We start from the raw sequence: 22,431 nt of genomic DNA, 5'->3' as shown, positions 1-22,431 counted from the left end.
TCAGTCTTCGCTCTTGAATCCCGAGGCCTTGACGATGGGGCGCCAGTACTCGCGGTCTTCGTTCATCACCCGGGTCACTTCCGCGCCGGGAAGCCCCGTCGGCTCGAGGCCCATGTGATCGAGTTGCCCGCGCACCCGCGGGTTGCGAATCGCGGCCAGGAACGCGCTTTCGAGCTTCGCCACAACGTCCTTCGGCGTGCCCGCCGGCACGAACGCGGCATAGGCCGCGTTGGCCCGGTCGAACGCGTCGTAGCCCGACTCCTTGATCGTCGGAACGTCGGGCAGCCAGCTCAGCCGCTTCGTTCCTGCGACGCCCAGGATGCGCAGCTTTCCGGAACGGTGCAACTCGAGCTGGCTGGCCAGCGCGTCGGTGCCGACCGGCACGTGGTCGCCGATGATGTCGGTCGCCAGCGGCGCCCCGCCCCTGTAGGTGACCGCCGTCAGAGGCACGCCGATGGCTTTGGACAGCTGCAGCACGCTGAAGTGAAGCCCGCCCCCGAGGTTGGTCATGCCCACGCTGGCCTGGCCGGGGTTCTTCCTGATCCAGGCCACATATTCGGGAACCGTCCGGTACGGCTGGCCCGCGCCGGTGGAGACGACGCTGGGCACGTTGGCGAGGTGGGCAACAGGAATGAAGTCCTTGTCGACGTCGTAGTTCAGCCGCGCATAGGTCATCGGAAAGAACACGAACGGCGGGGTCGCGCCGATCAGGATCGTGCGCCCGTCAGGCCGCGCGGTCTTGACGGCCTCGATGGAAATGCGGGTCGACGCGCCAGGCCGGTTCTCCACCAGCACCGGTTCCTTGAGCGCCGTGCGCAAGTCCTCGGCCACCGAGCGTGCCAGGTTGTCGAGCGCGCCACCCGGTGGAAATCCCACGATCAGCCTGATGGGCGCGTTGTTGTCCGCATGCGCGAAGCTTCCGCCCAGGGCGACCAACGCACTGAGCACGAGTGTCTTTGGAAACGAGGTCATGGTGAGATACCTGCAAGGTTGATTGACGAAGAACAAGAAGAGAAATGGCGTGCTCAGAAGGCCAGGACCGGCAGCGGATTGGCCGGCCGGTGGTGGGCCTCGAAAGCCGCCGCGGCCTGCAGCAACTGCAGGTCTTCGCGGAAGCCGCCGACGAGCTGCATGCCGATGGGCAAGCCGTCGCGGCCCGCGCCGCACGGCAGGCTGATGGCGGGGTGCCCGGTGAGGTTGAACGGCATCGTCCAGGGGAACCAGTTGGGCCGCAGCTCCGCAAATTCCCTGCCGTCGATCTCGATGCTTCCGAAGAGGTCCTGGTCGATCGGCAGCGCCGTGCGCGAAAGAGTCGGCGTGAAGATGAAGTCGTGCGTTTCCAGTTGCGCCTGGACTTTGCGAAAGAGCGCAGTCCTCGCGAACATGGCCTGCTGGAAGGCGACTCCGTCGACGTGCTCCGCCAGCGCGAGCTGCTGCAGCAGCGAGGGACTCAACCGGTCGGCATGCGCCTCGGCCAGCGGAGCGAAGCGGCCCCGCCAGCTCGTGTGATTGATCACACGCCACACCGGCTCGACGTCATAGCCCTCTCCCGACATCTCCTCCAGGTCCGCGCCCAGTGACCGCAGGGTTGCAAGGGCGGCCTCGAAAGCGGCGGCGACGTCGGCGGCAATCGGCCGCCCCGCCGGGGTCGCACTGAAAAGGACGCGCTTTCCTCGCAGGTCGCCGCCGGGCTGCAGGTCGTCGAAGTAGCGCCGGGCCGGCACGCCCAGCGACCAGGGGTCCGAACCGTGGGCGCCGGTCATCGCCTGCAGCATGAGCGCCGTGTCGCCCACGTTGCGCGTGGTGGGCGTCACGTAGGTGTAGTTGCCGAACGCGTCCTGCACCTGGCTGTGCGGAACCACGCCCAGGCTCTGCTTCAGCCCGACCACGCCGTTGCATGCCGCGGGAATCCGGGTGGAGCCTCCCCCGTCGGTCGCAATGGCCAGCGGCGCGATGCCTGCCGCCATGGAAACGGCTGCCCCGCCGCTGGAGCCGCCGCTGGTGCGCGTCGGATCCCATGCATTGCGCGTGCTGCCGAAGAGCGGCGCGTCGGTCATGCACTTGGCACCGAACTCCGACGAGGTCGTCTTGCCGATGAGGATGCCGCCCGCCTCGCGCATGCGCGCCACGGCCACGGCGTCGTGCGCGGGCACGTGATCGCGATGCAGCAGCGATCCGTAGGTGGTCCTGACGTTCGCGGTGTCGACGATGTCTTTCACGGTGAACGGCAAGCCGTGCAGTGCCCCCACGGTGTCGCCTCTCATGATCGCCTGCTCGGCCTGCCGGGCTTGTTCCGTCGCCTCGTCGTGGCAAAGAGTGATGAAGCAGTTCAGGTGCGGCTGGAGCACGTCGGCGCGGCGCAGCACCTCGTCGACGATCTCCACCGGGGAGAGTTCACGCTGCGCGACCAGCGTGCGCATCGCCGACGCGAACATCTCGCAGATCTCGGACCTTGGAAGGCGCGGAAAATTCTTCATGCGTAGATGATTGATACGCGGCAACATTACGTCCAATACTGTTTTCTCGAAAAGGCATATGCACAGCGTATGGCTACACCCGACCTCAGATCGCTTCGCTACTTCGTGGCCGTTGCCGAGGAGCGCAGCGTCGGCAAGGCGGCGCGGCGGCTCAACATGGCCCAGCCGCCGCTGTCCGTTCACATCAAGAACCTGGAAGCGGCCATCGGCGCGCCCTTGTTCCGCAGGGCGGCGCGCGGCATGGAAATCACCGACGCGGGAAACGCCCTCTTCCAGCGCGCCAAGGAGGCGTTGCTGCTCGCCAACGAAGGATTCGACGCCGCGCGCGCCGTCGGCTCGGGCAGCAGAGGGCGACTCGCGGTCGGAACCATGCTCGTGCTGTCCTACCTGGTGCTGCCACGGCTGGAAAACGAGCTTCGGCTGCGGCTTCCGGACGTGGAGATCCAGTATGTGGAGCTGAATGCCGTCAACAACGTAGAGGCCATCACCGACTCGGACGTATCGGTCGCGATCTGCATCCCACCGATTGCCCGGGCAGGCATCGCGGTCGAGCGCATCGGGACCCAGCCGCTGCTGCTTGCCCTGCGATCGGATTCGCCGTTGGCGAGGATGTCCAGCATTCCGCTGGCGCGCCTCTCCGGCATGCCTCTGATCGGCCTTCCTGTTCCGGAAGGCGACATCGACAAATCCGTCGTCACCGCGATGCTGCGCAGGCACGAGGTCAGCATGCCGATTGCGCAGCGGGTCGAGACCATGGTGTCCGCATTGGCGCTTGTGCTGGCGGGCAAGGGCGTGGCCATCCTGCCCGCCTGCGCCCAGATCGGCCGGCCTCCGGGCGTGGTGTTCCGCCCCTTTCGCGGCGTCGACGCGACGATGGACATCGCCGCGTGCTGGCGCAGCGATTGGGACAGTCCACTCATCAAGCCGTTTCTGGCGTGTGCGCGCGCGGCGTTGCGGCGGCCTTGAAAAAGCCCGTTGCTATCATCGAACAATGCGGCCACCGGCACCGTGGTGGCGGAGGAAACCAAGTGCGGCTCAAGCTAAGAACGAAGACAGCACTGCTGATCACCTCGCTCGTACTCACGCTGGTCGGCGTGGCTGGCTGGTGGCAGTACCGGAGCTTGTCCAGCGAGTACATCAACCTGATGCGCGAGCAGCAGCAGGCACTGACCGACAGCGCAGCGGCGGATCTCGACTACAAGCTCGAAATCCATCTGGCCGCCCTGGAGCGCGCGGCCCGCGAACTCGGCGTGCACGGCTTCGCGGATCCCGCGGCGCAGCAGCGCTTCCTTGCGGACCAGGACCTGCGCGCGATGTTCGACAACGCCGCGCTGGCGACACTGGACGGCGCCATCGTTGCCATCAACCCACCCACGAGCCGGCCTTCGAACGTCGGCGACCGCGACTACTTCCGGCGCGTGCGCGACATGGGCCAGCCCGCGATCTCGGCGCCCCTGCTCACCAAGAGTACCCAACAGCCCGCGGTCGTCATGGCGGTCCCGGTCGAGGGTCCTGGCGGCCGCCTCGCCGGCGTGCTCGGCGCGGCGCTGAACCTGCAGCGTGCCAACGTGCTCGGCGACCTCAGCCGCGCCACCATCGGCCGGGGCGGCTACTACATGATCGTCACGCGCGGCCCGTCCCCGCAGGTCGTCATGCACCCTGATGCGAACCTGCTGCTCAAGCCCGCAGCCGCCGTCGCCTTCAACGGCGGCACCGAGAACGACATGGCCACGCGCGCCGCCGTGCCCAGTGCCGACTGGGAACTGCGCCTGATCGTGCCTGCGCGCATCGCCTACGCGCCACTGGAACAGGCAAGGCGCAACTTGCTGCTGCAATTGATCGGACTGGGCCTGGGCTGCGCGCTCTTGGTCTGGCTGGGCACTGCGTGGGTCATGCGCCCCCTGGAGGCGCTGAGCGGTGCGATCCGTACCCTGCGCCGTTCGCCGGACAGCGAGGTAAGGCTCGATGTCGTCGCCAACGACGAGCGAGGGGACCTGGCGCGCGAGTTCGACGCGCTGATGACTGACCTGCGCGAGCAACGGCTCGAGATGGCAGCGGTCACCGATGCATCGCCCGTAGGATTGTTCCGTTGCGACAGCGACGGGCGCATGACCTACGTGAACGACGAATACCTGGCGATCCACGGGCTCGAGCGGAAGGACGCGGAAGAAGGCTGGCTCACGCTCGTGCGCGAGGAGATTCGAGAGACGGTTCGCCAGGACTGGGTACGCGTTGTCAGCGCGGCCGCGCCGTTGAGCGCCACACGCCGGCTCCATCGCAGGGACGGAACCCAGGTGCTGGTGGCATTGAGAAGCCGGCCTGTGCTCGCCGAAGGCCGCGTCCTCGGCCATGTGGGAACGGTGACCGACATCACCGAGCGCACGCGGGCCGAACGGGCACTCCGCACGTTGACGGCCATCTTCGACATGACGACCGACTACATCGTCCAGCTCGATGCGGCGGGGCGGCTCATCTACATGAACCCGGCCGCGCGCCGCCGCACGGGGCTGGCCCTCGACGCCCCCGTCGAACAGTTCAGCGCGGCCGACTTCAACCCGCCGGAGACGATGGAAAGGTTCCGCTCGGAGGTGGTGCCCACCGCTGTCAAGACCGGCGTATGGGTGGGCGAATCGATGGTGTGGGACGCCGAGCACAACGAGTTTCCGGCCAGCCACATGGTGATCGCGCATCGCGACAAGCGCGGCAAGGTGGAGTATTTCTCGGGGCTGATGCGCGATATTTCGTCGGCCAAGGCCGCGGAGCGGGCGCTGCGCGACAGCGAGCATCGCCTGCGCATGGTGACGGACCACCTGCCGGCGCTGGTCTCCTATCTGGACCGCGACCTGCGGTTGCGCTTCGTCAACAAGGCCTATCAGGACTGGTTCGGCGTTCAGCCCGAACAACTTCTCGGCCTGAGCCTGCGCGAGTTCTACGGCAATGAAGCGTGGGCGCAGATGGAGCCTCACATGCGCGCGGCACTGGCCGGGCGCCAGGTCACTTACGAGCGCAGGCTGGTGACGCCCGGGGGGCGCCGCGATATCCAGGCCACGCTGGTTCCCGAGCGCGACGAACATGGCGAGGTGATCGGCCTCTATACGCTGGACAGCGACATTACCGCGCACCACGAGGCGGAGGAAGCCCTCCAGGAAAGCGAGGCGCGCCTGCGCACGGTGGCCGACGCACTGCCGATGCGCGTGGCCTACATCGATGCGGAGGAGCGATACCGGTTCAACAACCTGGCCTACGAGCGCGGGTTCGGACTCTCCCGCGACCAGATCGAGGGGCACACCGTGAAGGAGCTCCTGGGCGAGCCCGCCTACGAGGCCGTGCAACCGCACATACGCGCGGCCTTGGCCGGCGAGGTCGTCACTTTCCAGAGCGAGATCGACAAGAGCGACAGCTACTACTGCTACGAAGCCCAGTACATTCCGCAGCCTGCGGTGAACGACGAGGCCATCGTCGGCTTCCATGCCGTGATCACCGACATCACGCGGCAAAAGCTCGAGGAGAAACGCCTCGTGAATCTGGCGCAGATCGACCCTCTCACCGGCCTTGCCAATCGCGCGGGGTTCGAGGTGCGCCTGGCGGAGGCGATGGAGCGTGCGCGCGGCCCCGGTGCATTGATGGCGCTGATGTACCTGGACATCGATGGATTCAAGAAGATCAACGACCAGTTCGGGCACCAGACGGGAGATGAGCTGCTGCGGGGCTTCGCGGGCAGGTTGTCGCAGGCGCTGCGCTCCGGCGATGTGCGCGCGCGCCTGGGCGGCGACGAGTTCACGGTGATCATGGAGGGCTTGCCCAATGCAGATGCCGCGATCTCCGCCGCCGCGAAGTTGATCAAGGCCATGCAGGCGCCGTTCACCACCGAGCAGCGGAAGATCGCCATCAGCACGAGCATCGGCGTGGCGTTCTACCAAGGCGGCACCGCAACGGCCGCCGCGCTCGTCAAGCAAGCCGACGAGATGCTCTACCAGGCCAAGGGGGCGGGCCGCAACAACTTCCAGGTGGCGCCACGCCCCGTCGAAGGAAAGCGCATGTGACGCGGCAATGGGCCTGCGCCAGGTTTTGCCTCCGCATCCAGAGCATCCTGCCCGCAGCTATGCTCGCTCCACATGCCGCCACCAGCCACGATTCCCCGCGCGCCTCGCCGCTCGTTGGCCGTGCTCGCCTGCACCCTGTGGCTGGCCTTCGCAAGTCCCGCATCGGCCGCGCAAGGCTGCCTCGACACCGCCACGCAAGCGCCATCCCCATCGCGCGCACTCGCCATGGCCACCTTGGCGCTGCAGGAGCACGAAGCCTTCGGCGGCCAGGCCATGGACGCCGAAGGCCGCATGACCGAAGCCGGCAGCTCCGAGGCCGATGACACGCGCCCCACCCTGCCGGGCCTGGCGCCATGGCAGCGGGTGCTCGGCTATTGGCAGGCGGTCGATCCGCTGCTCCCGTCGCTCGTGCGCTTCGGCGCCCTGCGCCCCGCCGACCGGCACCTGCTGATGCAGGCGTTGAACGAGGCAACGGCCGGGCGCCTTCAGGGCATGGGCGTAGGCCCCGACGAGGGGCTTGATTCAGCGGAGTTGCGCGCGGTGCAGGTCGCCCTCGCCCGCGTCGCGGTGATCGACACGCCATGGTCCGCGGCCTTCATCAGCTGGCTGGCGCGGCAGGCCGGGCTGGCGGGCGACGAGTTCGTTTTCTCCGAAGCGCATGTCGACTATGCGGGCGCCGCCTGGCAAGCCGGCATCGACGAGGCCGCGGGCCGGCCCACGCGCTACGCCCTGCGAGCCTGCGATTTGCGGCGAACGCCGCCGCGCATTGGCGACATCGTCTGCCAGGCGCGGGGCGCGGGCGCCGAACTCGACACCTTCGACAAGATCGGTGGAGTGCTGGCCACGCGCGACACCGGCGGCGAGCCGCTGCCGATGCATTGCGACGTGGTGGTGGCCGTGGATGCCACGGGCTTCGACACCGTGGGCGGCAACGTGCTGCAGTCGGTCACGCGGCGCCGGCTCGACTTTGCGCCGGGCACGCGGTGGCTGGACCCGAGCTACCTGCCCGAGGGATGCACGCCGGGCACAACGGGCGCGCCGGGCTGCATCGATCGCCACATGAGCCGCCAGCCCTGGTCGCTGCTGCTGCAGTGGCGCTGAACCGGCTTACTTGTAGAAGGCCTCGACCTTGCCCTTCAGCTTGAGCAGCAGGGGCTTGCCCTTGCGGTCGAGGGTCTTGCCGGCGGGCACTTTGACCCAGCCTTCGCTGATGCAGTATTCCTCGACGTCGAGGCGGTCCTTGCCGTTGAAACGGATACCGATGTCGTGCTCGAACGCGGCGGCCACATGGTGCGGGCTGCGCGGATCGATGGAGAGATGGTCGGGAAGGGGTGGGCGGGGAGTGGCTTCTGTCATGGCGCGTGATGATAGGGGCTCCGCGCCCTGCCCTAGCGCCGCTTCTTCTTCGCGTGCTGCGCCGGGGGCTTTGGCGCGAAGCCCAGGGCGGCACGGGCCAGCGCGTCGGCCTCGCCGTTGCGGTGGCGCGGAATCCACTGCACGCGTGCGTCGTCGAAGCTTGCGAGCAGGGCGCGGGCATCGTCGAACAACACGGCCATGCGCGCGATCGGCTTCGCTTTGGACACGGCCAGCTGCTCGACCAGGATGCTGTTGTCGCTGTAGGCCCGCACTGCCGTCGCGCCGCGTGCGCGCAGCTCCTGCAGCGCCAGCGTCAGTGCGTGCAACTCGGCCTCGTTGTTGCAGCCCGTGGTGTGCGTGGCCTGCGACAGCGTGTGGCGCGTGCCGTCCGGCGCGGTGATGACGGCGCCGATGCCCATGCGGCCCGGGTTGGGCATGGCGCTGCCATCGCAGTACACGGTCCACGGAAGAAGGCTGTCGGGCCTGCTGGATTCCCCTGCGCTCATTCAGCAGTTGTTGCGCTTGATGCCCGCGAGGTTCTGGCAGGGCCGCTGGCCCGGCGGCGGTCCGGAGTCGCGCGCATGCTGTGGCTGCCTGCGGATGGGCCGCACGCCGTCGTAGTAGGGATCGGGGCTCAGGATGACGACGCCGGGAGGATCGGAAGCCGTGGGCTGCTGCGTATCGGCGGGGTAGCGCGGAATGATGGCCGGGCCCGACGGCGGATTGCCGGCCACTTGGCTGGGCGCCGGCAGCGGTGCTACTGGTGCGGCACCGGGGGCCGGGGTGTAGTCCGGCCGGCGCGCCTCGCCGGGCGGGGATTCGAGGATCGCCACCTGTCGCGACTGCTTGCTGCCCGGCGGGCAGGCCACGTTGGTGTACGAGATGGCGCCGCTGGCGTCGATGCAGCGCACCACCTCGGCGTGGGCGCCCAGCGCCGCAGCGAGGATCGCGAGGGAGACAGCCAAGGTGCGCATCGGATGGGTTTTCAGCGGAGGTTGCGGGCAGGCCGACACCCGGGAACGGCCCCGGGTCATCCACTGTAGCCGTTGCGTGCCCGATGCGCACCTGCGGCATGATCGCGGCATGGACAACCACCGCCCGCATCCGCTCGTCATCGTCAAGCTTGGAGACACCTTCGAGACCCTGCGCGCGCAGCACGGCGACTTCGAGCACTGGATCGCCGACGGGCTTGGCACGCGCACGCTGCCCCTGCTGGTGGTCGACCCGCGCCGCGGCGACGCGCTGCCCGACCCGGCCCGGGTGTCGGGCGTGGTCGTCACCGGCTCGCATGCGATGGTGTCGCACCGCGACCCCTGGAGCGAGGCCACGGCCGCCTGGCTCGCGCAGCTCGTGGCGCACGACACGCCGGTGCTCGGCATCTGCTACGGCCACCAACTGCTCGCGCATGCGCTCGGCGGCGAAGCAGGCAATCATCCGGGCGGCGTGGAGGTCGGCACCGTCACGGTCACCCTCGAAGAGGCCGCCGCCACCGACCCGCTGCTGCGCGACCTGCCCGCGCAGTTTCCGGCGCACGTGGTGCACTGGCAGAGCGCGCTTCGCCTGCCCGAAGGCGCGGTGCGGCTGGCCGGCAACGACCACGAGCCGGTGCACGCCTTCCGCATCGGCAAGCACGCCTGGGGCGTGCAGTTTCACCCTGAGTTCGACGCCGAGGCCATGCGCGGCTACATCGACCTGCTGGCCGACGACCTGGCTGCCGCCGGCGTCGATCCAGCCACGCTGCGCGAGCGCGTAGGTCCTACCGACACGGCGGCCGGGCTGCTCGGGCGCTTCGCGCGGATCGTCGAAGCGCACCACGGCATCTGAGCTTAGGCGGCCCGAAAGCGCCGCCTGTCCGTCGGACCGCGACTACAGGAAGCGCCGCGCGCTTCGGTTAAGGTGCGGTCCATTCGCCGTTTGCCAACCCTTCTTTCATGACCACTCCTTCCACCGCGCCAGCGCGCAAGCATTTTTCGATGATCCGGGGGTTCCACCTCGCCGATGCGTTCACGCTCGGCAATGCGGCCTGCGGAGTGGGCGCGGTGTTTCTGGCGATGGCCTTCATGGCGAGCCATTCGCTCGCACAGTTCCTGTGGGCGGCAGCGCTCGCGCCGGCCGCCTTCATCTTCGACGTGCTCGACGGCCGCATCGCGCGCTGGCGCCAGACCCAATCGGCCCTCGGGCGCGAGCTCGACTCGCTCGCCGACGTGATCTCGTTCGGCGTGGCGCCCGCCGCGCTCGGCTTCGCGGCCGGACTGAACGGCGGCTGGGACTGCGTGATCCTGATCTATTTCGTGGGCTGCGGCGTGAGTCGGCTCGCGCGCTACAACGTCACGGCCGAAGCGCTGTCGGCCGGCGCCGACAAGGTGAAGTACTTCGAGGGCACGCCCATCCCGACCAGCGTGGTGCTGGTGGGCGTGCTGGCGTACGCGGCCTGGCAGGGCAGCATCGGCGGCGCACTGTGGGGCGGCGCCTGGGCCGTCGGGCCGTGGCAGCTGCATCCGCTGGTGTTGCTGTTCGCCTTGTCGGGCACGCTCATGATCAGCAAGACGCTGCGCATTCCCAAGTTCTGACCGTTCAAGACGAAGGAGACCCACCGATGACGATGAAGCTGCATTTCGATCTGCACAGCCGCTCGCAGATCGGCACCAGCGGCCTCGACCAGCTCGTCCGCATCGCCGAGGCGCAGCCGCTGTCGCCCTCCTGCGATCACTTCTACTTCCTGCGCCACGGCCAGACCGGGCGCAATGCGCAGCGCATCTTCCAGGCGGTGGACGAGCCCCTGAGCGAACTCGGCCTGCAGCAGGCCGCGCGCGCTGCCGGGCTGCTGGCGGGCGAGCCCATCCGCACCGTCGTGTGCAGCGATGCGCGGCGCGCGAACGACACCGCGCACGCCGTTGGCACGGCGCTAAAACTGGTGCCGGCAGCTCAGGCCGCGCTGCGCGAGCGCAACTTCGGCGCGCTGATCGGCACCTCGTCCGCCAACATCGACTGGGCTTGCGAGCCCGAGGGTGGAGAGACCCTCACGCAATTCGTCGCACGCACGCGCGCCGCCCTCGACGAGGCCCTGCGGCTGCCCGCCCCGGTGCTGGTGGTGGCGCACGGCGGCACGCTCTACGCGCTGGCCGCGCTGCTGGGCGTGCCCATCGACCTCGGCCTGCTCGGCAATGCGCAGCCATTGCGTTTCGAGCGCAGAGGCCCTACATGGGGCATAACGCCGCTTTTGCGGCAAACCGACGGCAACGCAGCCCTCGCCTAGCCCCGAACGTCCCGGGCCCTGTGCCGTCCACCCAACGAACTGCCACACACCATGGAATTCAAGGACTACTACAGCGCCCTGGGCGTCGACCGCACCGCGTCCGACGACGAAGTGCGCAAGGCCTACCGCAAGCTCGCCCGAAAGTACCACCCGGACGTCAGCAAGGAGGCCGACGCGGAGCAGCGCATGCGCGACATCAACGAGGCCAAGGACGTGCTCGGCGACAAGGAAAAGCGCGCGGCCTACGACGCGCTCGCCGACCGTGTCGCGCGCGGCGGCCACCCCGAGGGCGGCTTCCAGCCGCCGCCGGGCTGGGACCAGGGCTTCGAGTTCCATCGCGGCCCGCGCCAGGGCCCGGCCGACCACGCCGACTTCAGCGAGTTTTTCTCGTCGCTGTTCGGCGAGGCCGAGCGGCGCGACGCGGCGCGGCAGAACTACAAGGCGCGCGGCGAAGACCACCATGCGGCCATCGAGATCGCGCTCGAAGACGCGCTCAACGGCGCCGAGCGCGAGATCACGCTGCGCGCACAGACGGTCGACGCGCAGGGCCACCCGCAGTGGCAGAACCGCACGCTCAGCGTGAAGATCCCGCCGGGCGTGCACCCGGGCCAGTTCATCCGCCTCGCGGGGCAAGGCATGCCCGGCCACGGCGGCGAGCCGCCGGGTGACCTGTACCTCGAAGTGCGTATTGCGCCGCACAAGCTGTACCGCGTGGAAGAGCGCGACCTGTACATGACGCTGCCCGTCACACCCACCGAGGCCGCGCTGGGCGCGCAGGTGCAGGTGCCGACGCCGATCGGCGGCCTGGTCGAGGTGACCGTGCCGCGCAATGCGCGCAACGGCCTGAAGCTGCGGCTCAAGGGCCGGGGCCTCGCGGGCAAGACGCCCGGCGACCTGTACCTGCTGCTCGACATCGCCCTGCCGCCCGCCGACGGCGACGATGCGCGCAAGGCCTACGAGCAGCTGGCGCAAGCCACGGCATCGTTCCACCCACGCCAGCATCTGGGAGTCTGAGCATGGTGAACTTCACCCTTGCCACCGCCACCGCCATCAGCGCCTCGCAGCCGCTTGCGGCGAGCGAACTGGCGCACGCCGTCGGCGCCGACACTGCCTGGGTCGTGCAACTGGTCGAGGTCGGCATCCTGCGGATCGAAACGGCCGAGACCCAGCCCGAGCACTGGCAATTTTCCAGTGCCGACCTGCAGCACGCGCTCGAAGTGCGCCGGCTGGAGCGCGACTTCGGCGTGGGGCTCGATGCCGCCGCGCTGATCCTCGACCTGGAGCACGAAGTGCGCCGTCTCAAGGCCTTGCTGCAGGCACACGGCCTGCGCTGACGCTAACGATGAACAACAGCAACGCCAAGATCCGCTGCGCATGGGCCCAGACCGACCCGCTGCTGGCCGCCTACCACGACGCCGAATGGGGCGTTCCCGAGCGCGACAGCCGTGCGCTGTGGGAAAAGCTCATGCTCGACGGCTTCCAGGCCGGCCTCTCGTGGCTCACCATCCTGCGCAAGCGCGATGCGTTCCGCAAGGCCTTCAAGGGCTTCGTGCCGGAGAAGATCGTCAAGTTCACAGAGGCCGATGTCGAACGGCTCATGCAGGACGCCGGCATCGTGCGCTCGCGCTCGAAGATCGAAGCCACCATCGGCAATGCGCGCGCCTACCTTGCGATGCAGGCGGCGGGCGAAGACTTCTCGGAGTTCATCTGGGGCATGGCCGGGGGCAAGCCCATCGTCAACCGCACGGGCAGCGTGCCGGTGAAGACGCCGCTGTCGGAAGATATTTCGGCTGCGCTCAAGAAGCGCGGCTTCAAGTTCGTCGGCCCCGTCATCGTCTACGCGTGGATGCAGGCCACGGGCATCGTGGACGACCATGCGCACGACTGCCATCGGCACGGGTCAAGCTGAAATGACGCAATAAAAAAACCGGGCCACGCTTTCGCATGGCCCGGTTTTGTCTAGCTGTCGATTGAAGCGGCTTGCGCCGCGACAAATTACAGGCCGGCTTGGCGCGTGAAGGCCAGGCCCTTGGCTTGCGCGGGGATCACGCTGCCAGCGAAGGTTTCGGGGCGCAGGTTCTGGCCCGGTGCGTGTGCAGCGGCAACAGCTTCATTGCGCACGGCGGCGCGGTCAGCCGAAGCGGTCAGCGCAGGCGTTGCGGTCGATGCAGCGCCGTCGTTGTCGCCATATGCATTGCCGGCGCGGGCGGCTGCAACTGCCTGGGGCGCCACGTCGGCGCGGCTGTAGCCGGAAGTCAGGGGCTGCACGCCTTCGTAGCTTTCTGCATGGGCGCCAGCAGCGGCGAGCAGGGACAGGGCAGCGGCGGCGAGGATGTTCGAGGTCTTCATTTCAATTCCTTATTCATTGGGCCTTTGGGTGCCTCAAGTGTGCATCACGATTACTAGGGCAAACCCCTACACAACCGAATCGCAGTGTTCATGAAATCGAAACAATGACGAGGAACTTTCTGACGAGGCTAACTCAAGTGCCCTCTCCGCCGTCAAAAACGCGGCTAATTCGCGTACTTTTTCTCTAGCTCATCAAGCAATGGCTTGCCGACCAGGCGCTGCCTTTCAGCAAAAGGTGCTACCAGCGCCGGGTCTTCATCCAGCCGGCGGGTATCGCGCAGAACGGTCAACGCACGTTGCATGCCAGCCACCGCGCCCTGCAATGCGGCATTGGCGTAGAGCACGAAGCCATAGCCCAGCGCGCCCAGTTCCTGCGCGCCGAAGGTCGGCGTCCTGCCGCCGATCACCATGTTCATGAGCTGCGGCTTGCCGAGGCGCTGCGGCATGGCGCGCACTTCTTCGGCCAGCGTCACGGCCTCGACGAAGAGGATGTCGGCGCCGGCCTCGCCGAACTTCTGCGCGCGCTCAATGGCGGCCTCGAAGCCATGCACGGCCGCCGCATCGGTGCGGGCCATGACAAGCAGATCGCTGTCCTGCCGCGCATCGACCGCGGCCTTGATCTTGCCGAGCATCTCGTCGGTGTCGATCACGGTCTTGCCCGCGAAATGGCCGCAGCGCTTGGGGCTCACCTGGTCCTCGAGCTGGATGCAGTCGGCCCCTGCCCGTTCGAGCACGCGCACCGTGTGGCGCACGTTGAGCGCATTGCCGAAGCCGGTGTCGGCATCGACCAGCAGCGGCAGGCTCACCGCGTCGCGAATGCGCGCCGTGTGCTCGGCGATCTCGTGCAGGCCCATGAAGGCCTGGTCGGGCAGGCCGAGGTGCATGTTGGTGACGCCCGCGCCGGTGACGTAGATCGCCTCGAAGCCGAGGTCTTCGATCACGCGGGCCGACATCGCATTGAACGCACCCGGCACCAGCACGCCGCGGCGCGCCTCGGCCAGACGGCGCAATACCTTCCTCGGGGATTCGTTGTTCGCCGGCATGGTTCAGGCCGCGTACAGGTCGACGTACTCGTGCACCGGCATCGCCTCGAGCTTCTTCGCATCGAGCGACGCATCGAGGATGGCCTGCTGCTGCTTCTGCGCGAAGCGGCGTGCAAGGTTGGTGCGGAACTTGGCTTCGAGCAGCGGAATGCCGTCGCCGCGGCGGCGCTTGTGGCCGATGGGGTACTCGACCACCACTTCGGCAAGGCTCGTGCCGTCCTTGAACGCCACCGTCAGCGCGTTCGCGATGCTGCGCTTTTCGGGGTCGTGGTAGTCGGCGGTGAAGCGCGGGTCTTCCACGCACACGATCCTGTCGCGCAGCGCGTCGATGCGCGGGTCGTTCGCCACGCTGTCCTCGTAGTCGCCGGCAGTGAGGCGGCCGAAGATCATCGGCACCGCCACCATGTACTGGATGCAGTGGTCGCGATCGGCCGGGTTGTTCAGCGGGCCCTGCTTGTCGATGATGCGGATACAGGCCTCATGCGTGCGGATGGTCACCCGCTCGATGTCGTCCACGGTCTTGCCGGCCTGCGCGAGTTGCTTGTGCAGCGTCATGCCCGCCTCCACCGCCGTCTGGCTGTGGAACTCGGCCGGGAAGCTGATCTTGAACAGCACGTTCTCCATCACGTAGCTGCCCCATTCGGACCCGGGTCGTTGAAACTTGAAGGGCTGCCCCTTGAACAGCACGTCGTAGAAGCCCCAGGTCTTGGCACTGAGCACGCTCGGGTAGCCCATCTCGCCCGTCTTCGCGATCAGCGCGAGGCGCACCGCGCGGCTGGTCGCGTCGCCCGCCGCCCAGCTCTTGCGGCTGCCGGTGTTGGGCGCATGGCGGTATGTGCGCAGGCTCTGGCCATCGACCCATGCAAGCGACACGGCGTTGACGATCTCGTCGCGCGACAAGCCGAGCAGACGCGCCACCACGGCCGTCGATGCGACCTTGACCAGCACCACGTGGTCAAGCCCGACCTTGTTGAACGAATTCTCCAGCGCGAGGCAGCCCTGGATCTCGTGCGCCTGGATCATGCCGGTAAGCACGTCGCGCATGGTCAGCGGCTTGCGCCCGGCAGCCACCGCATTGCGGCTGAGCCAGTCGGCCGTGGCAAGGATGCCGCCGAGGTTGTCGCTCGGATGGCCCCACTCCGCCGCGAGCCAGGTGTCGTTGAAGTCGAGCCAGCGGATCATCGTGCCGATGTTGAAGGCTGCCTGCACCGGATCGAGCTGGTACGGCGTGCCCGGCACCTTCGCGCCGTTCGGCACCACCGTGCCCGGCACGATGGGGCCGAGCAGCTTGGTGCAGGCCGGGTATTCGAGCGCCTCGAGGCCGCAGCCGAGCGTGTCGATCAGGCAGTGGCGCGCAGTTTCGTACGCCAGCGCGCTCGTGATCTGCTGGTGGGCAAGCACGTAGTCGACGATGTCGACCAGCACCTGGTCGGGTTCGGGGCGGATGTTGCTGATGTGTGCGGACATGGAGAAAGAGGCTTTCAGCGGTTGGCGATGGGAACGAAGGTCTGGTCTTCGGGACCGGTGTAGTTGGCGCTCGGGCGGATGATCTTGTTGTCCTGCCGCTGCTCGATGATGTGCGCGGCCCAGCCGCTGGTGCGCGCGATGACGAACAGCGGCGTGAACATTGCCGTCGGGACGCCCAGCATGTGATAGCTCACGGCGCTGAACCAGTCGAGGTTGGGGAACATCTTCTTCGCGTCCCACATCACCGCTTCGAGCCGTTCGGCAATGTCGTACATGCGGGTGGAACCGGCCTCGTCCGACAGCTGCTTCGCCACGCGCTTGATGACCACGTTGCGCGGGTCCGACACGGTGTAGACCGGGTGGCCGAAGCCGATGACCACTTCCTTCGCCTCGACGCGGCGACGGATGTCGGCCTCGGCCTCATCGGGCGTGTCGTAGCGCTTCTGGATCTCGAAGGCGACCTCGTTGGCGCCGCCATGTTTGGGCCCGCGCAGCGCGCCAATGGCGCCGGTGATGGCCGAGTACACGTCGGAGCCCGTGCCCGCCACCACGCGCGCGGTGAAGGTCGAGGCGTTGAACTCGTGCTCCGCATAGAGGTTGAGCGAGGTGTGCATCGCGCGCTCCCAGCTCGCCGAAGGTGCGCGGCCGTGCAGCAGGTGCAGGAAGTGCGCGCCGATGGAGTCGTCGTCGGTCTCCACCTCGATGCGCCGCCCCTGCGTCGACCAGTGATACCAGTACAGCAGCATCGAGCCGAGCGAGGCCATCAGCCGGTCGGCGATGTCGCGCGCGCCGGGCAGCGAATAGTCGTCCTTCTCGGGCAGCACGCAGCCGAGCGCGGAAACACCGGTACGCATCACGTCCATCGGATGCGCGCTGGCGGGCAGGCGCTCCAGCGCTTCCTTCACGCTCGCGGGCAGGCCGCGCATCGCCTTCAGCCGCCCCTTGTAGGCGCGCAGCTCGGCGCTGCTGGGCAGCTTGCCGTGCACCAGCAGGTGCGCGATTTCCTCGAACTCGCAGACGTCGGCGATGTCGAGGATGTCGTAGCCGCGGTAGTGCAGATCGTTGCCCGTGCGCCCCACGGTGCACAGCGCGGTGTTGCCCGCGGTCACGCCCGAGAGCGCGACGGATTTCTTCGGCTTGAAGCCGGTGGAGCTTGCGGTGTCGGTGGTCATATGGTCTCCTCGGAAATTGTTTCGGCGAGGCGCGCCATGCGCCTCGGGCGTCCGGCGGCGTCGACCGCCACCATCTCGAACTCGCCTTCGAGCACGCATGCAAGCGCCTCGGTAGCCACGTCCTGCACGCAGCCGCGCACGCGCACGGTGAGCGAGCTGCGGCCGGCGCGCGAGACGTGCGTGTCGAGCACCAGCGTGCTGCCCAGGCGCACCGGCGCATGGAACATCACCTCGCCGCAGCGTGCCATCACCACGTCGCCGCGCACGAAGCTGCGACCGCCCAGGAAGGCGGCCTTCGACATCAGCTGCAGCGCCTGGCCGCCGAACAGCGTGCCGTAGTGGTTGGTGTGTTCCGGGAACACCACCTCGATGAGACGGACCGAACCGCGAGTGCCTTGCATGATTCGCAATTTACGCAAGATCGTGCCCATAATGAAGACCTGAATTGGCGAATGATTGCGAAGAAAACGCGATCAAGTTTGCGAATCTTGCGAACAATGGACACAGACGATGAAGAAGACCTTCATGGGCGTGCGGCTGCGAAGCCTGCGCGAGGAGCGCGGCCTGAGCCAGCTCGCGCTCGCGCAGCAGCTGGGCCTGTCGCCCAGCTACCTGAACCAGATCGAGCAGAACCAGCGACCGCTCACGGTGCCGGTTCTGCTGCGCCTGCATGCCACGCTGGGCGTCGACATCCAGGCCTTCTCGGAAGACGAGGAAGCGCGGCTCATTGCCAGCCTGCGCGAGGCGCTGGCCGACAACCCGGGCGGCGACGCGGTCGCGCTGGCCGAGCTGCGCGAAGTGGCCACGCAGATGCCGGCCGTGGGCCGGGCGCTGGTCGCCCTGCACCAGCGGCACCGCGATGCGATGGAACGGCTCGAAGCGTTGGCGGGCGAACTCGGCGACGGCCGCGGCGACCTTGCGCGTTTGCCGCAGGCGCGGCCCATGCCCTTCGAGGAAGTGCGCGACTTCTTCTTCGCGCACCAGAACCACATCGCGCCGCTCGACGATGCGGCCGAAGCCTTCGCTGCGCAATGGCGCCTGCGCGAAGGCAACCCCGGCGACCGCCTCGCGCGCCGGTTGCTCGAAGCGCACGGCGTGCAGGTGGTGCCGGCCGAAGATGGCGAAGCCGGTGCGCTGCGGCGCTACGACCCGGCCTCGCGCGTGCTGCGGCTTTCGCCTCACCTGGAGCCCGGGCAGCATGCATTCCAGCTCGCCACGCAGCTCGCCTTCCTGGAGCTCGGCGACATGCTCGAAGGGCTGGTGGCGACCGCGCCGCTGTCCAGCGACACGGCCCGCTCGCTCGCGCGCATCGGCCTGGCCAACTACTTCGCCGCGGCGCTTCTGCTGCCCTACGGCGAGTTCCTCGAAACCGCCGAGCTGCTGCGCTACGACATCGACCAGCTGGCGCGCCGCTTCGGCGTGGGCTTCGAGACCATCTGCCACCGCCTGAGTTCGCTGCAGCGGCCCGATGCGCGCGGCGTGCCCTTCTTCCTGATCCGTGTCGACCGCGCGGGCAACATCTCGAAGCGGCAGTCGGCCACGCATTTCCACTTCTCGAAGACGGGCGGCACCTGCCCGCTGTGGAACGTGTACGAGGCCTTCGCGCAGCCCGGGCGCGTACTCACGCAGCTCGCGCGCATGCCCGACGGGCGCGCCTACCTCTGGATCGCGCGCACGGTGTCGCACGGCTACCGCGGCTACGGCTCGCCCAACAAGACCTTCTCGATCGGGCTGGGCTGCGACATCAGCCACGCCACGCGGCTGGTCTACTCGAAGGGCATGGACCTGCGCGACCCCGACGTGCCCACGCCCATCGGCGCGGGCTGCAAAGTGTGCGAGCGCGAGACCTGCCAGCAGCGAGCGTTTCCGTTCGTGGGCCGGCCGCTGGCCGTGGACGAGAACCAGAGCCGGTTCATGCCCTATGCGGCAGCACCGGCGGCAGGCGCGATCAGGAGCGCGGCCAGGCGCGCACCAACGTCCGGAGCGCGACCGCGCCGCTCCCCTTGACCTCGGCGCGATAGGTGCCCACCAGGGCCTCGCGCTCGGCCGCCGCCTGCGCGTCGTTGCGCCAGGCCAGCAGCACGGCCACGTCGGCATCGGGCAGTGCGGCGAGCAGCGCCTGCGTGACCTGCTTCTCGAACTCGCGCGCCACGATCATCAGGTTGCGTGGGCGTGTCGACGTCACGCCGCGCGACCACAGCGTGTCGAGGGCCATGTCCAGCGTGCGGTCCGGCAGCGAGCTGAGCTGGCCGCCGTTGCCACGCGCGAGCTGCTTGACCACCGCGCTCATCAGCAACTGGCTCGAGAAGTCGATCTCGCGCACCTCTGCCACGGCCATGCGCTCGAGCAGTTCGGTACGCGCCGGATCGGCGGGCTTGGCGCGCTCGCGGCTGAAGAACTCGACCTTGCCGGCCTCGCTCATGCCGGCGTAGTCGGTGCGCAGCTTCACCAGATGCGCCACGGCAGCCAGCACCTGTGGACTCGGAGCGGCACCGCCGTTGCCCGCCAACGCTACTTCCTGCTGGATCGCGGCCACGGAGGCCGTGGCATTGAACGCGCGGCCGGCAGCGGTGTCCAGCGCCTTGAGTGCCTTGTCGGCAATGGCCTGGTCATCGGGCTCCAGCAGTTCCCTCGCACCACGCGCGACGGCACCGGGCGCATAGGACGCTTCATAGCGCGCCTGCACGCCTTCGAATTGCAGCAGCGCTTCCGCGCGGTTCTGCGCCCAGCCCATCAAGGGGGCCAGGAGCAACAAGAGCATCAGGGGAAAACGGAACAAGGAAAGACGGTTCGGGAAAAGCATGCCGCCATTATTGGCGCGCCCGCATTGCCCCTCCTCACGTCAAGCGGGGACCAGTTCCTTGCGCAGCAGCTTCGCTGCGGCCACCATGTTCGACAGCGCCGCCTCGGTCTCGGGCCAGCCGCGGGTCTTGAGGCCGCAGTCGGGGTTGATCCAGAGGTTCTCGTGCGGCACCACGCCCGCAGCCTTGCGCATGAGGCGCACGATCTCGTCGACCGAGGGCACGCGCGGCGAGTGGATGTCGTACACGCCCGGGCCGATCTCGTTCGGGTAGCGGAAGCCGCCCGCATCGTTCTCGCCGCCGAAACCTCGCAGGAGTTCCATGTCTGAACGGCTGGTCTCGATGGTGATCACGTCGGCGTCCATTGCCGCGATCTCCGGCAGGATGTCGTTGAACTCCGAATAACACATGTGCGTGTGGATCTGCGTCTCGTCGCGCACGCCTGAGGCGCTGATGCGGAAGGCGCGCGTGGCCGACTTCAGGTACGCGGGCCAGCCGGCGCGGCGCAGCGGCAGTCCTTCGCGAATCGCGGGCTCGTCGATCTGGATGATGCCGATGCCCGCGCCTTCGAGGTCGACCACCTCGTCGCGGATTGCCCAGGCAATCTGCTCGCAGGTGGTGGCGCGCGGCTGGTCGTCGCGCACGAAGGACCACTGCAGGATGGTGACAGGGCCGGTCAGCATGCCCTTCATCGGCAGCTTGGTCAGGCTCTGCGCATAGGCGGTCCACTCGACCGTCATCGGCGCCGGGCGCGCCACGTCGCCGAAGATCACCGGCGGCTTGACGCAGCGCGAGCCGTACGATTGCACCCAGCCGTTGGCGGTGAAGGCAAAGCCGTCGAGCTGTTCGCCGAAGTACTCGACCATGTCGTTGCGCTCGGCTTCGCCATGCACCAGCACGTCGATGCCCAGTTCTTCCTGCTTGCGCACGGCGAGCGCGATCTCGGCGCGCATCTTCTCGTGGTAGCCGGCGGCGTCGAGCTCGCCGCGCTTGAAGGCGGCGCGCGCGGCGCGGATGTCCGGCGTCTGCGGAAAGGAGCCGATGGTGGTGGTCGGCAGCGCGGGCAAGGCGAAGCGCGTGCGCTGCACCGGCTGGCGCAGCGCAAAGACCGACACGCGGCTGTCGTCGCCGGCCACGCTGCGCGCCAGCCGCAGGGCCACGTCGGCGCGGTGCACGCGCGGGCTGGCGCGGCGTGCCGACACCGCCGCGCGGGCGGCCGCCAGTTCGGTCGCGACCGAGGCTTCATCGCCGTCGATGGCCGCGCGCAGCACACGCAGCTCGTCGAGCTTCTCGATGGCGAAGGCGAGCCAGGACTTGAGCTCGGCGTCGAGCTTCGTCTCGGCCGCGAGGCTGAAAGGCACGTGCAGCAGCGAGCATGAAGGCGCGATCCACAGTTCGCCCTTGTGCTTCTCCGCCACGGGCCTGAGCTTGGCCAGCGCGGCATCGACGTCGGTACGCCAGATGTTGCGGCCATCGACCACGCCGACAGACAGCACCTTGTGCGCCGGCAGCCAGTCGGCCACGCCGGTCAGCTCCTGCGGCGAACGCACGGCGTCCACGTGCAGGCCCGCCACCGGCAGCTGGCAGGCCAGGCGCAGGTTGTCCGACAGCGGCGAGAAGTACGCGGCCAGCAGCAGCTTCGGCGCACTGCGGGCCAGTTGCCAGTAGGCGCGCTCGAAGGCGTTGCGCCACGCTTCGGGCAGGTCGAGGCCGAGGATGGGCTCGTCGATCTGCACCCACTCCACGCCCTGCTGCTTCAACCGCCGGAGCACCTGTTCATAGACGGGAAGCAGCGAGTCGAGCAGCGAGAAGCGGTCGAAGCCGGCCTCCTTCTCCTTGCCCAGGTACAGGAAGCTCAGCGGCCCGAGCAGCACGGCCTTGACCGCGTGCCCGGCCTGCTGCGCCTGTGCCACTTCGTCGAACAGGCGCGTCGACGCGAGCTTGAACTGCGTGGCCGTATCGAACTCGGGCACGAGGTAGTGGTAGTTGGTGTCGAACCACTTCGTCATCTCCAGCGCGAAAGTGCCTTCGGTGCCGTGGTTGCAGCTGTCGTCGTGCACGCGGCCGGCTTCGCTTTCCACGCCACGCGCCATCTTGAAGTAGCGCGAAAGTTCGGGTTCATCGCCATGGAAGCCGAAGCGCGACGGCTCGCAGCCGAGCAGCTGGATATGGTTGGCCACGTGGTCGTAGTATGCAAAGTCGCCGACCGTCACGAAGTCGAGTCCCGCATCGCGCTGGGCCTGCCAGTGGCGCGCGCGCAGTTCTTCGCCGACCGCTTCGAGCGCGGCGCGATCGATCTCGCCGCGCCAGTGCTTTTCGAGGGCGAACTTGAGTTCCCGGTGGGCGCCCATGCGCGGAAAGCCGAGGGTGTGGATACGGGTGGTCATTTGCAGGTTGTCCGGTCGCTGATCTTGGGAGCCTGCAATGGTCGGCGTTTGCGGCATATGATTCAAACGAAACCTTTTGC

At 68.1% G+C, this 22,431-nt stretch carries 22 protein-coding genes; 10 read left to right on the top strand and 12 right to left on the bottom strand.

Annotated features, from left to right (window positions below; all coding sequences use genetic code 11):
- Both ASC92_RS27395 and ASC92_RS27390 read right to left on the bottom strand, forming a co-directional pair.
- Positions 1–972 (bottom strand): tripartite tricarboxylate transporter substrate-binding protein, encoded by a 972-nt coding sequence (locus ASC92_RS27395; protein ID WP_056522533.1) that lies wholly within the window; start codon positions 970–972, stop codon positions 1–3.
- 53 nt (positions 973–1,025) lie between these two features.
- Positions 1,026–2,477, bottom strand: a complete 1,452-nt coding sequence (locus ASC92_RS27390; protein WP_056522530.1) for an amidase — start codon at positions 2,475–2,477, stop codon at positions 1,026–1,028.
- A gap of 69 nt (positions 2,478–2,546) precedes the next feature.
- On the opposite strand from ASC92_RS27390, the gene ASC92_RS27385 reads away from it, so the two are divergent.
- The 3 genes from ASC92_RS27385 to ASC92_RS27375 all read left to right on the top strand — a co-directional run bounded on the left by ASC92_RS27385 (position 2,547) and on the right by ASC92_RS27375 (position 7,621).
- A complete protein-coding gene (locus tag ASC92_RS27385; RefSeq protein WP_056522526.1) occupies positions 2,547–3,443 on the top strand; it encodes a LysR family transcriptional regulator in 897 nt (298 codons plus the stop codon).
- Between the two features lie 62 nt (positions 3,444–3,505).
- Entirely contained in the window at positions 3,506–6,520 is a 3,015-nt protein-coding gene (locus ASC92_RS27380; RefSeq protein WP_056522524.1) for a PAS domain-containing protein, read from the top strand.
- A gap of 72 nt (positions 6,521–6,592) precedes the next feature.
- Complete coding sequence (locus ASC92_RS27375; protein WP_056522521.1) at positions 6,593–7,621, top strand: DUF2272 domain-containing protein; 1,029 nt, start codon at positions 6,593–6,595, stop codon at positions 7,619–7,621.
- Between the two features lie 6 nt (positions 7,622–7,627).
- On the opposite strand, the gene ASC92_RS27370 is transcribed toward ASC92_RS27375, so the two are convergent.
- The 3 genes from ASC92_RS27370 to ASC92_RS27360 are packed head-to-tail and all read right to left on the bottom strand — an operon-like array spanning position 7,628 to position 8,841.
- Positions 7,628–7,876 carry a DUF3297 family protein gene (locus tag ASC92_RS27370; protein WP_007834582.1) on the bottom strand — a complete coding sequence of 83 codons (249 nt, stop codon included), beginning with the start codon at positions 7,874–7,876 and terminating at the stop codon, positions 7,628–7,630.
- Positions 7,877–7,908: 32 nt separating this feature from the next.
- Positions 7,909–8,382 carry a ribonuclease HI family protein gene (locus ASC92_RS27365; protein WP_056522518.1) on the bottom strand — a complete coding sequence of 158 codons (474 nt, stop codon included), beginning with the start codon at positions 8,380–8,382 and terminating at the stop codon, positions 7,909–7,911.
- Positions 8,383–8,841 carry a hypothetical protein gene (locus ASC92_RS27360; protein WP_157609149.1) on the bottom strand — a complete coding sequence of 153 codons (459 nt, stop codon included), beginning with the start codon at positions 8,839–8,841 and terminating at the stop codon, positions 8,383–8,385.
- 118 nt (positions 8,842–8,959) lie between these two features.
- On the opposite strand from ASC92_RS27360, the gene ASC92_RS27355 reads away from it, so the two are divergent.
- From ASC92_RS27355 to ASC92_RS27330, 6 genes are all read left to right on the top strand, one after another.
- The gene (locus tag ASC92_RS27355; protein WP_056522511.1) at positions 8,960–9,700 is read left to right on the top strand and encodes a glutamine amidotransferase; all 741 of its coding nucleotides are present in this window, start codon (positions 8,960–8,962) and stop codon (positions 9,698–9,700) included.
- A 107-nt stretch (positions 9,701–9,807) separates the two neighbouring features.
- Positions 9,808–10,446 carry a CDP-alcohol phosphatidyltransferase family protein gene (locus ASC92_RS27350; RefSeq protein ID WP_056522507.1) on the top strand — a complete coding sequence of 213 codons (639 nt, stop codon included), beginning with the start codon at positions 9,808–9,810 and terminating at the stop codon, positions 10,444–10,446.
- 26 nt (positions 10,447–10,472) lie between these two features.
- Positions 10,473–11,132, top strand: coding sequence for a histidine phosphatase family protein (locus tag ASC92_RS27345; protein WP_056522502.1), 660 nt, complete (start codon positions 10,473–10,475; stop codon positions 11,130–11,132).
- Positions 11,133–11,183: 51 nt separating this feature from the next.
- A complete protein-coding gene (locus tag ASC92_RS27340) occupies positions 11,184–12,146 on the top strand; it encodes a DnaJ C-terminal domain-containing protein (protein WP_056522499.1) in 963 nt (320 codons plus the stop codon).
- A 2-nt stretch (positions 12,147–12,148) separates the two neighbouring features.
- Positions 12,149–12,466 carry a chaperone modulator CbpM gene (locus ASC92_RS27335; RefSeq protein WP_056522495.1) on the top strand — a complete coding sequence of 106 codons (318 nt, stop codon included), beginning with the start codon at positions 12,149–12,151 and terminating at the stop codon, positions 12,464–12,466.
- Between the two features lie 8 nt (positions 12,467–12,474).
- Positions 12,475–13,041: a DNA-3-methyladenine glycosylase I gene (locus tag ASC92_RS27330; RefSeq protein WP_056522492.1), complete on the top strand. Its 567-nt coding sequence runs from the start codon at positions 12,475–12,477 to the stop codon at positions 13,039–13,041.
- Positions 13,042–13,127: 86 nt separating this feature from the next.
- Here the strand turns inward: ASC92_RS27330 and ASC92_RS27325 are convergent, their stop codons facing one another.
- The 5 genes from ASC92_RS27325 to ASC92_RS27305 form a co-directional block, all read right to left on the bottom strand.
- A complete protein-coding gene (locus ASC92_RS27325) occupies positions 13,128–13,481 on the bottom strand; it encodes a hypothetical protein (protein ID WP_056522489.1) in 354 nt (117 codons plus the stop codon).
- A 164-nt stretch (positions 13,482–13,645) separates the two neighbouring features.
- On the bottom strand, positions 13,646–14,524 hold the full coding sequence (locus tag ASC92_RS27320) for an isocitrate lyase/PEP mutase family protein (protein WP_056522484.1): 879 nt from the start codon (positions 14,522–14,524) through the stop codon (positions 13,646–13,648).
- A 3-nt stretch (positions 14,525–14,527) separates the two neighbouring features.
- On the bottom strand, positions 14,528–15,991 hold the full coding sequence (locus ASC92_RS27315) for a bifunctional 2-methylcitrate dehydratase/aconitate hydratase (protein WP_056522481.1): 1,464 nt from the start codon (positions 15,989–15,991) through the stop codon (positions 14,528–14,530).
- Between the two features lie 14 nt (positions 15,992–16,005).
- Complete coding sequence (gene prpC / locus ASC92_RS27310; RefSeq protein WP_056522479.1) at positions 16,006–17,163, bottom strand: 2-methylcitrate synthase; 1,158 nt, start codon at positions 17,161–17,163, stop codon at positions 16,006–16,008.
- Positions 17,160–17,564 carry an acyl-CoA thioesterase gene (locus tag ASC92_RS27305; RefSeq protein ID WP_056522475.1) on the bottom strand — a complete coding sequence of 135 codons (405 nt, stop codon included), beginning with the start codon at positions 17,562–17,564 and terminating at the stop codon, positions 17,160–17,162. Before ASC92_RS27305 ends, prpC begins: the two co-directional genes overlap by 4 nt.
- A gap of 109 nt (positions 17,565–17,673) precedes the next feature.
- On the opposite strand from ASC92_RS27305, the gene ASC92_RS27300 reads away from it, so the two are divergent.
- Positions 17,674–19,170, top strand: coding sequence for a short-chain fatty acyl-CoA regulator family protein (locus ASC92_RS27300; RefSeq protein ID WP_056522472.1), 1,497 nt, complete (start codon positions 17,674–17,676; stop codon positions 19,168–19,170).
- On the opposite strand, the gene ASC92_RS27295 is transcribed toward ASC92_RS27300, so the two are convergent.
- Positions 19,112–19,924 carry a hypothetical protein gene (locus tag ASC92_RS27295; protein WP_235506024.1) on the bottom strand — a complete coding sequence of 271 codons (813 nt, stop codon included), beginning with the start codon at positions 19,922–19,924 and terminating at the stop codon, positions 19,112–19,114. The two genes, ASC92_RS27300 and ASC92_RS27295, sit on opposite strands and share 59 nt — an antisense overlap.
- Before the next feature lie 81 nt (positions 19,925–20,005).
- A complete protein-coding gene (metE, locus tag ASC92_RS27290; protein WP_056522467.1) occupies positions 20,006–22,351 on the bottom strand; it encodes a 5-methyltetrahydropteroyltriglutamate--homocysteine S-methyltransferase in 2,346 nt (781 codons plus the stop codon).
- Positions 22,352–22,431 lie beyond the last annotated feature (80 nt).

Origin of the sequence: Variovorax sp. Root411 (assembly GCF_001425205.1) — a bacterium.
Taxonomy (GTDB): Bacteria; Pseudomonadota; Gammaproteobacteria; order Burkholderiales; family Burkholderiaceae_C; genus Variovorax.
Note: the sequence above shows the minus strand (reverse complement) of the source record. Positions and strands in the feature narration are given on the sequence as shown.